Origin of the sequence: Avibacterium sp. 21-595, from assembly GCF_023611905.1 — a bacterium.
Classification (GTDB): domain Bacteria; phylum Pseudomonadota; class Gammaproteobacteria; order Enterobacterales; family Pasteurellaceae; genus Avibacterium.
In genome coordinates this window covers 1620519-1634254 of record NZ_CP091455.1, presented here as the reverse complement: position 1 = coordinate 1634254, position 13736 = coordinate 1620519, and the positions used below count along the sequence as shown (strand labels likewise).

Annotated in this window: 21 protein-coding genes; all 21 read left to right on the top strand. The window is 41.9% G+C overall.

Annotated elements, in window-relative coordinates; genetic code table 11:
- The first annotated feature begins 35 nt into the window (after nucleotides 1-35).
- The 21 genes from L4F92_RS07495 (at nucleotide 36) to L4F92_RS07395 (ending at nucleotide 13726) form a co-directional block, all read left to right on the top strand.
- Nucleotides 36-296: a hypothetical protein gene (locus tag L4F92_RS07495; RefSeq protein ID WP_250363255.1), complete on the top strand. Its 261-nt coding sequence runs from the start codon at nucleotides 36-38 to the stop codon at nucleotides 294-296.
- Nucleotides 297-306: 10 nt separating this feature from the next.
- Nucleotides 307-444, top strand: coding sequence for a hypothetical protein (locus tag L4F92_RS07490; RefSeq protein ID WP_250349899.1), 138 nt, complete (start codon nucleotides 307-309; stop codon nucleotides 442-444).
- A 112-nt stretch (nucleotides 445-556) separates the two neighbouring features.
- Nucleotides 557-1204 (top strand): DUF3560 domain-containing protein, encoded by a 648-nt coding sequence (locus L4F92_RS07485; protein WP_250363254.1) that lies wholly within the window; start codon nucleotides 557-559, stop codon nucleotides 1202-1204.
- Between the two features lie 122 nt (nucleotides 1205-1326).
- Entirely contained in the window at nucleotides 1327-2001 is a 675-nt protein-coding gene (locus L4F92_RS07480; RefSeq protein WP_250349901.1) for a hypothetical protein, read from the top strand.
- 83 nt (nucleotides 2002-2084) lie between these two features.
- Nucleotides 2085-2441, top strand: a complete 357-nt coding sequence (locus L4F92_RS07475; protein WP_250349902.1) for a hypothetical protein — start codon at nucleotides 2085-2087, stop codon at nucleotides 2439-2441.
- A gap of 101 nt (nucleotides 2442-2542) precedes the next feature.
- A complete protein-coding gene (locus L4F92_RS07470; RefSeq protein ID WP_250349903.1) occupies nucleotides 2543-2779 on the top strand; it encodes a hypothetical protein in 237 nt (78 codons plus the stop codon).
- Nucleotides 2780-2979: 200 nt separating this feature from the next.
- Entirely contained in the window at nucleotides 2980-3621 is a 642-nt protein-coding gene (gene pilL2, locus L4F92_RS07465) for a PFGI-1 class ICE element type IV pilus protein PilL2 (protein ID WP_250363253.1), read from the top strand.
- Entirely contained in the window at nucleotides 3614-4369 is a 756-nt protein-coding gene (locus L4F92_RS07460; RefSeq protein WP_250363252.1) for a TIGR03759 family integrating conjugative element protein, read from the top strand. The genes pilL2 and L4F92_RS07460 overlap by 8 nt, the downstream gene beginning before the upstream one ends.
- Nucleotides 4348-5058 (top strand): hypothetical protein, encoded by a 711-nt coding sequence (locus L4F92_RS07455; RefSeq protein ID WP_250363251.1) that lies wholly within the window; start codon nucleotides 4348-4350, stop codon nucleotides 5056-5058. The genes L4F92_RS07460 and L4F92_RS07455 overlap by 22 nt, the downstream gene beginning before the upstream one ends.
- Before the next feature lie 30 nt (nucleotides 5059-5088).
- Nucleotides 5089-5352: a hypothetical protein gene (locus L4F92_RS07450; protein ID WP_250363250.1), complete on the top strand. Its 264-nt coding sequence runs from the start codon at nucleotides 5089-5091 to the stop codon at nucleotides 5350-5352.
- Complete coding sequence (locus L4F92_RS07445) at nucleotides 5353-5865, top strand: integrating conjugative element protein (protein WP_035686610.1); 513 nt, start codon at nucleotides 5353-5355, stop codon at nucleotides 5863-5865. It begins immediately after the preceding gene.
- Nucleotides 5865-8093 carry a type IV conjugative transfer system coupling protein TraD gene (gene traD / locus L4F92_RS07440; RefSeq protein WP_035686607.1) on the top strand — a complete coding sequence of 743 codons (2229 nt, stop codon included), beginning with the start codon at nucleotides 5865-5867 and terminating at the stop codon, nucleotides 8091-8093. The genes L4F92_RS07445 and traD overlap by 1 nt, the downstream gene beginning before the upstream one ends.
- The gene (locus L4F92_RS07435; protein WP_250363249.1) at nucleotides 8090-8428 is read left to right on the top strand and encodes a hemophilus-specific protein; all 339 of its coding nucleotides are present in this window, start codon (nucleotides 8090-8092) and stop codon (nucleotides 8426-8428) included. The genes traD and L4F92_RS07435 overlap by 4 nt, the downstream gene beginning before the upstream one ends.
- Nucleotides 8425-9114: a TIGR03747 family integrating conjugative element membrane protein gene (locus L4F92_RS07430; protein ID WP_250363248.1), complete on the top strand. Its 690-nt coding sequence runs from the start codon at nucleotides 8425-8427 to the stop codon at nucleotides 9112-9114. Before L4F92_RS07435 ends, L4F92_RS07430 begins: the two co-directional genes overlap by 4 nt.
- A gap of 276 nt (nucleotides 9115-9390) precedes the next feature.
- Nucleotides 9391-9669, top strand: a complete 279-nt coding sequence (locus tag L4F92_RS07425; protein WP_442778838.1) for an integrative conjugative element protein, RAQPRD family — start codon at nucleotides 9391-9393, stop codon at nucleotides 9667-9669.
- A gap of 10 nt (nucleotides 9670-9679) precedes the next feature.
- Nucleotides 9680-9928, top strand: a complete 249-nt coding sequence (locus L4F92_RS07420) for a DUF3262 family protein (RefSeq protein ID WP_250363247.1) — start codon at nucleotides 9680-9682, stop codon at nucleotides 9926-9928.
- A 2-nt stretch (nucleotides 9929-9930) separates the two neighbouring features.
- On the top strand, nucleotides 9931-10341 hold the full coding sequence (locus tag L4F92_RS07415) for a DUF2976 domain-containing protein (protein WP_250349914.1): 411 nt from the start codon (nucleotides 9931-9933) through the stop codon (nucleotides 10339-10341).
- A gap of 42 nt (nucleotides 10342-10383) precedes the next feature.
- The gene (locus L4F92_RS07410) at nucleotides 10384-10752 is read left to right on the top strand and encodes a TIGR03750 family conjugal transfer protein (protein WP_250363246.1); all 369 of its coding nucleotides are present in this window, start codon (nucleotides 10384-10386) and stop codon (nucleotides 10750-10752) included.
- Nucleotides 10753-11391, top strand: coding sequence for a PFL_4703 family integrating conjugative element protein (locus tag L4F92_RS07405; protein ID WP_250363245.1), 639 nt, complete (start codon nucleotides 10753-10755; stop codon nucleotides 11389-11391). It begins immediately after the preceding gene.
- A complete protein-coding gene (locus L4F92_RS07400) occupies nucleotides 11392-12309 on the top strand; it encodes a TIGR03749 family integrating conjugative element protein (protein WP_250363244.1) in 918 nt (305 codons plus the stop codon).
- On the top strand, nucleotides 12296-13726 hold the full coding sequence (locus tag L4F92_RS07395) for a TIGR03752 family integrating conjugative element protein (protein WP_250349918.1): 1431 nt from the start codon (nucleotides 12296-12298) through the stop codon (nucleotides 13724-13726). Before L4F92_RS07400 ends, L4F92_RS07395 begins: the two co-directional genes overlap by 14 nt.
- Nucleotides 13727-13736 lie beyond the last annotated feature (10 nt).

Sequence of the window (13736 nt, the reverse complement as noted above, 5' to 3'; positions counted from 1 at the left end):
TCGTTCCCTTAATTTTATGAAAGGCGGTGAACGATATGATTCACAAATTTTTTAACAAAATTCCAGCGAAAACGTTGCAATATATTGCGGAGGATTTTCGTAAAGCGGGAACCATCGCTGGCGTTGGATTGATTGGTTTTGTCTTAGCTAAAGATAATATTGATGAAATAGAGGCTTTTGTACTCTTAACTGTTGGTATTACCTTTTGGTTATTAGGTTTGCTTCTCAATTATGTGGCAGATATAATGTTAAAAAAGGCACATAAACCAGTCAAACGCACGAAGCAACATCGCTAAGGAGGCTTGTATGAACTGGTGGTTATTAGGTGTATCAAGTGTTTTAGTCCTGGCAGCAGGTACTTTTACCGCTTTGGTATATTGGGCGAATTGGGATCTGATTTCTGGAAAAAACGTGAAAGCAGATAAACAAGCCAAACCCCGTTAACTCTTCACATTAAATCAACCTATTTTTGAATAGGTCGATTCCGACTTATACCCATAGGGGAATATTTTCCCTTGTGGGGCAGATATTCCCTGTTTTATTAGGAGAATATCTTATGTCACTTAACACGTATGCAAAATTTGTTCCAAATGTCTTTTTGGCGAAATGCCCTGAACCTCATCAACGAGGGGATATTGTCACGCTAACCAGTAAATATGGGAAAGAAACGAAAGTAGAAATCTACAACCTTGTGAAACAACAAGATGACTTCTATTTTTATTCTTTCGTGCGTTGTGATGGATTAAACCGTCAGACCTATGCACTTAAAAAAGCTGCACACTATCAAACGGTGGCAGACAATGCTCAAACGCGTAGCGAACAGTATTGTGACGCTGCAAATGAAGGACGTGAGTTTTTAAGCCTCGGTGAACCCATTAAAGTGGGACATCATAGCGAAAGACGACATCGTGCCTTAATTGAGCGAAATGCCAAACGTATGGATAAAGCGGTCGAAGAAATGCAAAAAGCCGAGTGTTATGAGGATAAAATCCCTTATTGGCGAGAGCGTGCAGAAGTCATTGATTTATCTATGCCAGAAAGTCTTGCGTATTTTCAGGTTGAATTGGCAAAAGCCAAGGAAAATCATCAAGATTTGAAGGATAACCCAGAAAAACGCGAGCATAGCTATTCCCTCACTTACGCCAAGAAAAAAGTCAATGAATTGGCGAAAAAAGTTGAGCTAGCTCAGCGGCTTTGGGGTTAATTGCATTTATCTTTAACATTAAAAGTGCAGTGAAAATTGACCGCACTTTATTCACCCATAGGGGAAACATTCCCTTATGGGGTGTTTCCCTTTCATTTTTTTATCAATTAAGGAGAAACACCATGACAACATTAACGGTAAACCAAGTTTTGGAAGCGGCTCAAATTTACGATGAAACCGTAAAAAATATTCAGCAACGATTCATCTATTTAACCTATAAACTCTGCGATCGTGTCAGTGAGTTGACGCATCTGTCCTCAGTGAAAGGGTTTTATCGTCAATTATCACAATGTCAACGTGAGATTGAATGTGATGAATCAATGAGTATGGATTTTGCGTGTATTCAGGCGTTTGAGCCAGAACATGCTTGTTTTCAAAAAACAATGCAAAACCCAGCCTTTATTCAACAATGTCAACAATTGTTAAATGGCAGTCACGCACTTTTAGCCTTTGGGCGTCCATTTGAACTCAAACCAACGCACTGGGATTTTCAACTAATTTCAGAGCAGGCGTTAGAGGCAATGGAACAAATCAATGCACAAATGCGTAATTTCTCTTTTATTTCGCCAGGTAAAACCTATTTGGTTAACAGTTTAGTCATTGAGCTTGAAAGTATTATGCATAAAGCCCAGTGTATTATTGACCTTGTGAAACAACGTGGTTTTGCTGAAGTACCACAAAATCCGTGGGAGTTGTTACAGCAATGGAAAAAGCAAGTTCATCGTTTGCTCAATGATGCCTTAATGCTCATTGAACAAGAAAAAGGACAAGTGGCTTTATCTGTGCAGGTAAACTAATTATTACACTATCTTAACCCTAGAGGGAAATACTTCCCTTTAGGGTGTGTTTCTCTCTGATTGATTATTTAGGAGAAACACATATGTACTGCAATAATATTATGCCTGAACTCTATCTCCATTCTGTTAGCCAAAATTTAGCAGACTGGGAGGGCATTCTTTATCACTTTAATGCCACAATTGAAGATAGCGAGGTTTGGGAAGTGGCTCGAGGTTGTGAGGAAATTCCTCATCTTGGCAATATTTACCAAAGCCTCGTTATTGGACGACTCGAAAGTCTCTTTTTTGAACAGATTAGTTTAGAGGAGGGCGATGAGCGAGTTAAGGTATTCACCTTTGTAAATGGTTTCGACAGCCATTTTTGTATTGATGGTGAAGCGATTAACACGCTTAATGCGTTTATGGCAAAAGTGGAAGAAATCAAATCCACATTACATTAATGTCCAAGTATGGCGAATGTTCGTCGTACTATATCCCATAAGGGAAACTTTCCCTATGGGAGGTTTTCCTTGAAATTTTGAATAAAAATTGAGGTGAACTTATGAACAATGAAAAGGAATATTTACCTAATTTATTGATAGGGTTATTTTTTATTTCAGCCGTTATTTTACTTTCACTAATCGTTATGTTGATATATGAGAACGTGACTGGAGAGGCTATTTTTTCTCGTTCGCCAATACAAGAAATTTGTATTGATGATGTTACTTACTTAAGGATAAAAAATGAAGTTTTAACGGTAAAAGTTGATACTGAAGGTAATCCTGTTCTATGTAAGTAAAATTAACTCACTAACCATAACCCGTTTATTGTGTAATAAACGGGTTTCTTATTGCCATTTATTCTCTAAATGTATGACTTAATAGCAAGAATGCTATGCGTTTATTTATTTCTATTGCCAGAATAAAAAATTATTCCACTTCCATTTTATCTTCTCCATAGTAAAGCAATAATTCATCAATTTAGCTTTGGAGAAGAACAATGAAAAAATCTTATTTTTCACTTTTAATTATAGGGTGTGTGAGTGTGACAATGATCGGTTGTGTTCAACACCCTCAACAAGGTTTATCAACGGCTACTGAAACACAGGGCTTGCCCGAGCCAGAAGTGGTTATTGGACAAAATACCTCTCCGCCTTCAGTGAAATTTGAGCAAGTTATTGTGCCAGATATTTATCAAAGCTTAGATGAATCTAAAACACAAATAATCCGTCAGGGTCGTTATACGCTTGTGAACACTTCACCAGAAGAGGGACAGAAGTATTTACTGGAACAGATGGTGACGGTAAATATGTTGCCAAAGAAAAAAAACCTTAATGTGGTAACCGTTGAACAAGGTTTAACACGCACCTTGTCAGGCACAGGATTGCGTCTTTGTGCAGGTTCTCATTTTAATCAAACAGCGTCGCTCTTTTCGTTACCGCTCCCTAAAGTTCATCGTCAATTTGGACCAATCAAACTTCGTGAAGCCCTCCAAATGTTGGCAGGTCCTGCCTACGCAATGACGTTAAATGCGTTTAATCGTACGGTGTGTTTTACACCGCGTGATAAGCCTATTGATGTGGAAACCAAACGTGTCGAAATCATTTCAACCACGACAGAAACTGAGGTGATCAATGAATAAATTGGCTCAGTGGGTTTCATTGTCCATATTGGGGATAGGCATTTCGTTTCAGGGAAATGCGGATCCCTTAACGCGTTCTTCGTCGTTACTTTCAGCAACATCAAGCCACACGACACCCCTTGAAAAGCAGCTAGATACACATCCCCTCACCCAATCCGAATTACAACAGAAAGCCCAGGAATGGGGATTGACCACTGAAGAATGGCAACGTTACCTTGAATTACAAAAAGGGGAGCGGGGAATATGGTCGCCGAATCTTGACCCCTTAACGACCTTGGGCATTGAAGCAAAAACCGAGGAAGAACGTACCCGATATGCTGAACTCTTAGCCCGTAAGATGTATGAACGTGTTGAACGGGAGCTTGCATTTCAGCGTGCCTATGATAAAGCCTTTGCCAAACTTTATCCTAATGAATTGCCGTTTGAGGTTGAACCGCATATTTCACAATCGGCTGGACGGGTGATTTATTTTACCCGTTTAGACAACTGTGCAAAATGTGAGGCGGATGTGAGCCGTATTCTTTCCCATGTAGGGAATAGCACCCCTGTCGATATTTATATCGTCGGCGGGAATGATAAAGCGATTCAAGCGTGGGCGAAGAAACATCACATTGATCCGATTAAGGTGAAAAAACGGTTAATTACCCTAAATCACGATACGGGGTATTGGTTGCAGTATGCGAAAGGCAAAATGCCCGCCGCATTTCAAATTCAACAGGACGGACAATGGCAATCACTCGTTTATTAGTGGGTATTTTTCTGTTGTGTACCTGTACGGTTTCGGCACAGGCGTTTAGTTTTGGTCAAGACATCGATCAAGATATCCATAATGCGGCACGACATTATCAAGTGAGTGAGGCGATGTTAAGAGGTTTAGTAAAGATGGAAGATGGCTGGTATGGAAAACGTTCGCCAACAGGGGCATTAGGCGTTGGACAGTTTACGCAAAAAACGTGGAATTGGTTAGCACAGAGTACGCGAGGGAAAATGCTTGGAATGCGATTAATTACGCCCTCCAATCGTGGCACAAAATCCGATCCGCGGCGTCATCGCCGCACAAATACCTATGCTACAGCCTTATTAGCCCGTTGGCATTTAGAACAGTTTGCCTTACGTGGCATTAAACCGACTGATGAACATCTCTATCTTGCTCATAACATTGGTTTGGAGGGCTTACATCGAGCCTTGTTAGGGCGTGCGAATGCCGAAGATATTCGCAATATGCGTCGTAATGGTATGCGTAAAGGTATGTCGGTTGCGCAATTTCTTGCGTATCAAGGTCAGCGTTATCGACTGCATAAACAAATTGCGAATAATCTAATCCATTTAAACGAACAAAACTACGCTTGGGTTACCCCTAAAAGTGCGGTGAAAAATCAAGGGATTTTTTGGGTTGAACCACAAAGTACACAGCTTGTTTGGATTGAGCCAAAATAAACGATAAGAGAAATTTACGAGATTTGAAATATGATGAATAAAAAAATTGCTGCCATTATCAAATTTATTTTCAGCGTTGGGGTTTGTTTTCTCGTCGTTTATGGTTGTGTATGGCTCTATTTTTTCTCACCTGACCATTTTGAGACAACGATAGCTCAATTAGCTAGATTGCAAGGTTACCCTTTAGCCTATCAAGCCTTATTTAATCAGATTTATTGGGTTACGCTACTCATTAGTTTGAATTTTGCGGCGATAGGTTATTTCATCTATGTGTGTTTTTTAAGGAGAAAATAAATGAACCGACTTCGTTCGCTCATGTTGAGTGCGATGTTTGTTTTCTGCACAAGTACCGTTTCGGCAGAATTGCCCGTTATTGCTGATTTAGGTGGTGAAAGTGCGGTGCGTTTTTATGAAGGAATTCAGCCTGAGGCGGATGAAAATACCTCCCATTTCCCGAATGCAATTCCCGATACCATTAGTGAGGCCGATATGCTCCCTGTGGTTTCCCATCGTTTAACCCCTGGCAAAGTTAATCCAATAGCCCTTGACTTGACAGGAATGTCGCCACTGTTTTTAGTGGGAGTAGATAACTTATCTCGTCAATGGCTTAAACAACATTATGACGTATTATTAGCCAATCAAGCAGTGGGATTAGTGGTGAATGTAGCAACCCTTGAGGAATTGACCGCACTACGCGAGCTTGCCCCAAATTTGCCATTATTACCAACCAGTGCGGACGATTTAAGCCGCCGTTTGAAGCTGAATCATTATCCTGCACTAATCACTGAAACAGGAGTATCACAATAATGGCATCGAAGTATTTATTAGAAGGGCTACTGCGTCCCCCTGTGGAATTTTATCCCGCTGCGGCTCACGCCGCTTGTGCCTATATTTGTGCGGTAGCACCTTGGTCTCTTGCCTTAAATCCGATGATTGGCTATGGACTTGCCGCAGGCTTTGGCGGGATCAGTTATTTTCGCTTTCGACAAGGGTGGCGTATTGTGCGTTACCATAGGAATTTAAAGCGATTACCTTATTATGCGTTAACTAGTCGTCAAATTCCTGTTAGTCAGAAATTTTTATTTCTTGGTCGAGGATTTGAATGGCAACCTGAACATACTCAGCGATTATATGATTGCTTTTCAGCAGAGGGAAAAAAATACCTTCGCCCATCTAAACTCTTTCTGCGTGCTAGAGAATATGAAAAACATCACGATAATGTGATCACCAAGTTCACCACCTCAGATTCTCCTTTTAATCCCGTCAGACCCTTACCGCCTGTTGAGGGAATTCCCGCTATTCACGGGATTGAAGTCAATGAAATTGATGTGATGCAGCCGTTAAATTCACGCGGTGGGCATACAGCAGTTTTTGGCACGACGGGGGTAGGGAAAACCCGTTTTGCTGAGGTCCTTGTTACGCAAGATATTCATCGAGGAAAAACGCAAGCCGAGCGTGAAGTGGTTGTCTTTTTTGATCCCAAAGGCGATCCCGATATGTTAAAACGGATGTATGCCGAAGCGAAACGGGCTGGGCGTGATAAGGAATTTTATATGTTCCATTTGGGCTATCCTGAACGTTCAGCACGCTATAACCCGATTGGACGCTTTGGGCGTGTTTCAGAGGTTGCAGGGCGGATTTCAGGGCAGTTAAGTGGCGCGGGTAATTCTGCCGCCTTTAAAGAATTTGCTTGGCGTTTTGTCAATATTGTTGCGAGAGCCTTGGTTGAAATGGGGGAACGCCCAAATTATTCGCAAATTTCTCGTTTTGTACAAAATATTGATTCTCTGTTTCTTAATTATGCGAAAACCTATTTTGATGCCCGTGATCCTGCACTTTGGCCACAGCTATTAAGCATTGCCGCAGGCGTTGATGTAAAAAATTTATCCTTTGGTATGAAAGACCGCCCACTGATTTGGGTGATCAATCAATATATTTTGGAAAATAAAATCTTCGATCCTGTGCTTGAAGGATTGGCGACGGCTGTACGTTATGATAAAACCTATTTTGATAAGATTGTGGCGTCATTATTACCGCTCTTGGAAAAATTGACCACGGGGAAAATCGAAGAGTTATTATCGCCAGACTATACGGATGTGAATGATGAACGACCAATTTTTGATTGGGAAGAGGTGATACGTAAACGGGGCATTGTGTATGTTGGGCTTGATGCGCTTTCTGATGCCACGGTTGCAGCGGCGGTAGGTAATAGTATGTTTGCCGATCTCGTTTCAATGGCTGGACATATTTATAAGCACGGCGTAAATGAAGGATTACCTGAGACATTTGGCGGTTCAAATAAACCCGTAAAAATCAATTTACATTGCGATGAGTTTAATGAGCTAATGGGCGATGAATTTATCCCCCTTATCAATAAAGGACGTGGGGCAGGTATGCAAGTGACCGCCTATACCCAAACCATTGCCGATATTGAAGCCCGTTTGGGCAATCGTGCCAAAGCCGAGCAAACTATTGGTAATTTTAATACTTTGATTATGTTTCGGGTTAAATCGCCTGAAACCGCAAAATTGCTTACCGATCAACTGCATCGGGTGACGATTTTACAGAGTATGGTTACCTCTAGTGTGACCGACTCAAGCAATCCTGATGATGACAAAGCCTTTACCTCCAATACAGGAGAGCGGATTTCACAAAAAGAAGTGCCATTATTAGATGTGGCGAATGTCACCAACCTCCCTAAGGGGCAAGCATTTATTCTGATGAACGGGAGTACGTTATATAAAGTGCGAATGCCACTGCCTGCCATTGATAAAGACGATGTGATCCCCGCTTCGATGCAAGAACTTTTGGAGAAAATGCAAAAGCATTACCATGTGGCGACAAATTGGTGGGAGCCTGCGTTTAAGGAATATACTCCCTCAAAAGATATTGCGAGTTCATTTGAAGAGATGATTGCAGAAGAACGCATTGCCAAGGTAGAGGTGGATTGGGGTAACGATATAGATATGCCCGAAGAGGAAAGTGATGCCATTAGTCAAGTGGATACCGATGATGATATAGGAGAAGAAGAATGATGTTTGAAAATGAAACCAATGTGCTTGATTTACCGAATCAATATATTAATTTTGAGGAAGCCTTTGCGGTGTCAAGTGGGCTACCAAATGCTGAAGCGCTGCTTTTTTATCTCGAGCCCTATTTAAATAAATGGGTCGAAAGCCAAGATTCCGTGCATCAATTTGCCACAAAGTATGCCGATGAGGGCATCTCACTGTGGACAGCCAGTGATGTTCCTTTACGCGAAGAAGATATTGCAAAACAACGAACCTGCTTTTATTTGGTGTCAACGAAAAATGAGCAAGGTTACGTCCTTATTCACTGTCAGTTATCGCATAAGGAAGCACTTCAGTGAGTGAACAAACCTCAAGTTCAAGCAAGAAAAAGGGGCCTTGTCATACAGTTTCAGCCTTATTGGCTGCATTGTTTATCTCTCTATTATTAAGCATTCTCTTTGAATGGTTAGGGATTGCCTTTATTTGGCCTGAACAAGGTCATCGGCATAGCCAAGCGATGATGATTCAGGAATTAGGCTGGATTTCAGAAAGTGCAACACGCAGCCTCTTTGGTTATTCGCCGAGTGAGCTTGCCAATACTATTACCCTCACTTTGCATGATTGGCTATTTGTGAAAACTGGGTTTCAGCCTTGGTTACAGTCACCCAACAAACACAGTGATTGGGAATACTTGATTTACCATTATACGCGAGCCTATTTAGAGTCCATTATTTATGTGTCGATTACCTTTGTTGTGCGGTTGATTGTGATTATTTTTACCAGTCCGTTGTTTCTATTAGCCGCCTTTGCAGGTTTTACGGAGGGATTAATGATGCGTGATTTGCGTAAATTTGGCTCAGGACGAGAATCAAGTTTTTTGTATCACCATGCAAGACGCTACATTAAGCCTGTGATGATAGGCTCTTGGGTACTTTATTTGTCCATTCCTGTTTCTGTTTACCCGAATATTATTTTAATTCCTGCCGCATTTTTATTTGGTTTATCTATTTGTATTACGGCAGCGAGCTTTAAAAAATATTTATAACGTCGCACTGCATAGAATGAAATTTGAAGGAAATAGGAATTATTTCCTTCAATATTATTATGTCGTTTAATCTGAGTATCAGATTATTTATCTTTTTCGTGAGCCTCAACAATACCTTTGACGCTGTATCTATTTTTTCCCTAAAAACTCTCTCAATTCTGAATAGAATTTCTCATTAAATTCCCATTGTGTTTTTGGCAACCTTAACCCGAATCAATTTAAGTTAAGGAGTTGTCGATGAATCCGTTAGGAAAAAAGGTTTTATTTGCCGTATCAATGTCAATGATGACATTAACTGTGCAGGCTTCTGAAACTGCACAGTTAGCTCAAGCTATCAAGCAGCTTGAGGCTGCTCAGCTTTCACTTACGCGTGCCGAGGTACTCGCTCAGACCTCGGAGAAAAACCGTGAATATTTTGATTATCAGGCTGCACGTCGAGATATTAATGCGATTAAAAGTGGCATTAATCAATATATTAATCCAACACGTGCCATTCCTCGCGATCCCAACGCCTCTCGTCGCTTGCAAGAAGATTACACCAAATTAAGACATTAAGGAGGATAGTATGGCAAGTGATTATACCCCGCTTAAGGCTTTTGAAATTGCTAGTGGCTTGAATGCTACTGAGCTTCGTGCCTTCTTTGCGATTATTTTCGTGGCATTGTTGCTATTTGCTTATGTATGGGCAATGAAAAAAGGTTACAGCGGGTTATTCAGTGGGTTTAAGGGGGACATCTTTGACTACTTAAAATTGATTCTGAAAGGGGCAGCAGTGTTAATTGTTGTCGTGATATTTTTCGTTTCTGAGAGGTAATTATGACTCTTTTTCATTCTTTTTTTCAACAAGTAAAACGCTCTTGGCAATGGGGAACACAGCGTTATTTGGCTTTTTCAGTTCTGTGTTTTGGGGCTGTGCAAAACGCCTTAGCCGCAGGACCTGACGCATCCAAAATTCCTGATTTTAAAATTCCTGGCGTGGATAGTAATACGACCGATCCGATGGAAATTGTTTTTATTGTGCTCAAATCATTAGTCACCCTTGCAGCAGTATTATTTTCAGCTTGGTGTATCTATGCCGTCGTTAGAGCCTTAATTAAAACTTATACGCAAGCAACAGATGAAAACGATAAAAAAGGTTGGGGTCCCTTTATTACCGCTTTGATTATTGGTTTTATTCTGATTTTCTTCTCGCTCTGGTTAGTGAAGATGGCCGTTGGACTTTTTTAATCTTATTTTGCTTACCCTTTGCTCACAGGATAGGGATATACCATGTCAAATCAAGAGGATATTCAATTTTTACCCACCCGACTTAATCGAGAAGCTACCGTGTACGGTGGGATGACGGTACCTGAATTTGGTATTGCAGCAGCGATCGGATTTGGGATTGGGTTGTTTTTGGGGCTTGTGCTGTGGGCAATTGGGCTGTCTTGGATTCTTGCCCCTGCTTTTGCGATGTTGATGTGCATTATTTTTGTACTGATTGGCAAAGTGGTGTTCGCACGCTTAAAGCGAGGAAAGCCTGAAGCCTATTTAAACCGTCTGATTGAAGAACGCATTGATTCGCTTTTAGGCGGCAATAAATTTATTCGACGTGTCGGCTTTTGGGCCACTCGTCGTTCTTCAAGAGGAATGTTCTAAATGAGTAGATTGAAAAGTGAACTGAACCATAAAGATCGCCAATTAACCGTCGCCAAAATTGCGATAGTTTGCATCACCATTATTTGTTTTGCCTTAATGTTTATTATTTACACCTTCCCAAGCACCTTAAAAATCTTACTCCCCCCTGATTTAAGGGCAGGCAGTCAGCGACCTTGGTGGGAAGTGCCTACATCAACCGTGTATGCCTTTGCCTATCAAACCTTTCAGCAGCTTAATCGTTGGACACTTGATGGGACACAAGATTACGAAAAAAACATTGAAGCACTTAAGCCCTTTTTAACTCCCTCTTGTGAAGCCTTTTTGCAACAAGATTATGAGGATCGACAACGTCATAGTGAATTGCGTGATCGTGTGCGTGGCGTCTATGAAATCCCTGGACGGGGATTTAGTGATGAGCGTGTTATTGTCCACAGCCGAGATAGTTGGACGGTGAATTTGGATTTAAGTGTCGATGAGTATTACAAAGACGAACCTGTCAAACGTGTCTTAACCCGTTTCCCTATCAGTATTGTGCGAATGGATATTGATTCGCAGCGTAATCCTTGGGGGTTAGGTTTTAACTGTTATGCCTCAATACCCTTACGTTTAGAGGCAAGCGAGAGTGAGGAGAAAAAATAAATGAAGCGAAAAACCTTACGAAATTTGACCGCACTTTGTTGTGCTGTGATTGCGTGGAATGCTCAAGCCGAAATCTTAATGAAGTGGCAACGCCTCCCTTTGCCGATTGATTTGCAGGTGGAGAAAGAACGGGTCATTTTGGTCGATAAAAACGTCAAAGTGGGCTATCCAAAAGCCTTGGAGGGGAAAATCCGTTTACAATCCACAGGTGGGGCGGTCTATCTTAAAGCCTTAGTACCTTTTCCTACCGCACGGTTACAGCTCAAAGATATGCTGACCAACGAAATTATTTTGCTAGATATTACCGCAAAAGAAAAGGTGGCCAATCCTCAAGAAACCGTTCGCTTACTTTATGAGGGAAAATTAGAGAATCAATCAGGCAGTCTAAATCAAGATGAAGAGGCAGAAGAGCAAACTTCTACCTCTCTTCAATTACCTGTACCTGCCGCCCTGACCCGTTATGCCGCACAGATGTTTTATGCCCCATTGCGAACGGTTGAGCCCGTTCCAGGTATTCGCCAGATTGCACACGGTCTGCCGTCAAAAATCACGACCTTGTTACCTGCTTATCCTATTACAGCCACGCCACTGATGAGCTGGCAACTGGGTGATTATGTGGTCACCGCCATTCGCCTACAAAATCAAGGCGCCTCACGTCTTGACCTCGACCCACGTGAGTTGCAAGGGCGTTTTTATGCGGCGACCTTTCAACATCATTGGTTGGGTGGCAGCGGTTCAACAGAAGATACCACAACCCTTTATTTGGTCACGGAAGGGCGACCAAATCAAGCCCTCATTCCTGAATCAAAAAAATACGCACCACCTAAAAAAGTTAAACGCACCAAAATTGTGGTGAAAAAAGTGATTGAGCAAACCCGTTCTGCAACGGTGAAGGAGGCACAAAATGAAAGCCAATAAGCTGTTTATTGTCATTGGTGCGATTATTTTTCTTATGGTCGGCGGTGTGTCCTATCTCTTATTTAGTGGTTCATCATCGCCTTCAAGCACAAAACCCAGTGTGTTGGATACCGCACTTAAAGATCTCACGCCTGAAGAAATCCGCCAACTTGGTTTAGAGGGAGATACCAAAAATGATACGGTTCGCACGTTAATTGGGGCGGCGAAAGAAAGTAACCGTCGTTATGAGAAAGTGATCTCGCAAAATGAAAAAATCCTCAAAGAAAATGAAACCTTGCGTAAACGTGAGCAAGATGTCCAGCAACAAGTCGATGAGGCGGTACAAAGCAAAACGCAAGAGCTACAAAATATGGTCGCGATGCTTCGCGAAGAGATGTCGCAGTTAGTACAAGGTCGCACGTCGTCTAATGAGTCAACCACGTATCAAGGTAATACAACCAATGGGATTGGCGTTGAGGAGGATACGGCGTTGCCTATCGGAAATGGTCAAGTGGGAACAGGGACAGAGGAAAACGGACAGCGCGTGGAATGGGTTAATCCTGATGATCAAATCGAAGATGAACGTAACCCCGCTAAAATTGGCTTCCCAAACCTTAATGCATTCAATAGCACATCGGGTAAGAAAGGATTACCTTTTATTTCAGGCAGTGATGAGAATGATCGTGGCACAACCTCTTCAAATTCATCAAGTGGGAAACAAAAAAGTAAAATTGCGGTTTACACGATCCCTGAAAATTCAACGTTGATGGGATCAACGTCAATGACCGCCTTGTTAGGGCGTATCCCAATTGGTAATGCGGTGAACGATCCTTACCCTTTTAAAGCCATTATTGGGCGAGATAATTTAATTGCTAATGGCATTGAACTGCCAGACATCGAACAAGCCATTGTGTCAGGGACGACAACAGGGGATTGGACCTTATCTTGCGTGCGCGGCAAGGTCAAAAGTTTGACCTTTGTATTTAGTGATGGACGGATTGTTACCCATGGCAACCAGGGCAAAGGGGATGAAAAAATTGGCTGGTTATCCGACCCGCACGGTATCCCTTGCATTCCTGGTGAGCGGAAAACTAATGCTCCTGAATATTTAGGCACGCATTTCTTATTGGCTGCCGCGGGCGCAGCCGCACAAGGTTACTCGCAAGCTCAAACTACAACGGTGGTTGATGGCAATACGGTTGTCGGTGCGGTAACGGGACAGCAAGGCAAATATGTGGTAGGCCAAGCACTTGGGCAAGGCATTCAAGAAACCGCAAATTGGTTTAAAGAGCGTTATGGGCAGAATTTTGATGCCATTTATGTACCACCTGGACACCCTATTGCTATCCACATTGATAAAGCCATTGATATTGATTACGACCTCAACGGACGTAAAGTGAAATATGCCCAATTTTCTCGTTCCTCTCAGCTTGATTAAGACTTCAATT

Bases quoted from the DNA above. Each gene is read 5' to 3' on its own strand.
- L4F92_RS07455 (WP_250363251.1), top strand. From the start codon at position 4,348: ATGGCAATCACTCGTTTATTAGTGGGTATTTTTCTGTTGTGTACCTGT.
- L4F92_RS07445 (WP_035686610.1), top strand. From the start codon at position 5,353: ATGAACCGACTTCGTTCGCTCATGTTGAGTGCGATGTTTGTTTTCTGC.
- traD (WP_035686607.1), top strand. From the start codon at position 5,865: ATGGCATCGAAGTATTTATTAGAAGGGCTACTGCGTCCCCCTGTGGAA.
- L4F92_RS07475 (WP_250349902.1), top strand. From the start codon at position 2,085: ATGTACTGCAATAATATTATGCCTGAACTCTATCTCCATTCTGTTAGC.
- L4F92_RS07405 (WP_250363245.1), top strand. From the start codon at position 10,753: ATGAGTAGATTGAAAAGTGAACTGAACCATAAAGATCGCCAATTAACC.
- L4F92_RS07395 (WP_250349918.1), top strand. From the start codon at position 12,296: ATGAAAGCCAATAAGCTGTTTATTGTCATTGGTGCGATTATTTTTCTT.
- pilL2 (WP_250363253.1), top strand. From the start codon at position 2,980: ATGAAAAAATCTTATTTTTCACTTTTAATTATAGGGTGTGTGAGTGTG.
- L4F92_RS07460 (WP_250363252.1), top strand. From the start codon at position 3,614: ATGAATAAATTGGCTCAGTGGGTTTCATTGTCCATATTGGGGATAGGC.
- L4F92_RS07400 (WP_250363244.1), top strand. From the start codon at position 11,392: ATGAAGCGAAAAACCTTACGAAATTTGACCGCACTTTGTTGTGCTGTG.
- L4F92_RS07425 (WP_442778838.1), top strand. From the start codon at position 9,391: ATGTCAATGATGACATTAACTGTGCAGGCTTCTGAAACTGCACAGTTA.
- L4F92_RS07495 (WP_250363255.1), top strand. From the start codon at position 36: ATGATTCACAAATTTTTTAACAAAATTCCAGCGAAAACGTTGCAATAT.
- L4F92_RS07450 (WP_250363250.1), top strand. From the start codon at position 5,089: ATGATGAATAAAAAAATTGCTGCCATTATCAAATTTATTTTCAGCGTT.
- L4F92_RS07415 (WP_250349914.1), top strand. From the start codon at position 9,931: ATGACTCTTTTTCATTCTTTTTTTCAACAAGTAAAACGCTCTTGGCAA.
- L4F92_RS07485 (WP_250363254.1), top strand. From the start codon at position 557: ATGTCACTTAACACGTATGCAAAATTTGTTCCAAATGTCTTTTTGGCG.
- L4F92_RS07490 (WP_250349899.1), top strand. From the start codon at position 307: ATGAACTGGTGGTTATTAGGTGTATCAAGTGTTTTAGTCCTGGCAGCA.
- L4F92_RS07480 (WP_250349901.1), top strand. From the start codon at position 1,327: ATGACAACATTAACGGTAAACCAAGTTTTGGAAGCGGCTCAAATTTAC.
- L4F92_RS07410 (WP_250363246.1), top strand. From the start codon at position 10,384: ATGTCAAATCAAGAGGATATTCAATTTTTACCCACCCGACTTAATCGA.
- L4F92_RS07435 (WP_250363249.1), top strand. From the start codon at position 8,090: ATGATGTTTGAAAATGAAACCAATGTGCTTGATTTACCGAATCAATAT.
- L4F92_RS07420 (WP_250363247.1), top strand. From the start codon at position 9,680: ATGGCAAGTGATTATACCCCGCTTAAGGCTTTTGAAATTGCTAGTGGC.
- L4F92_RS07470 (WP_250349903.1), top strand. From the start codon at position 2,543: ATGAACAATGAAAAGGAATATTTACCTAATTTATTGATAGGGTTATTT.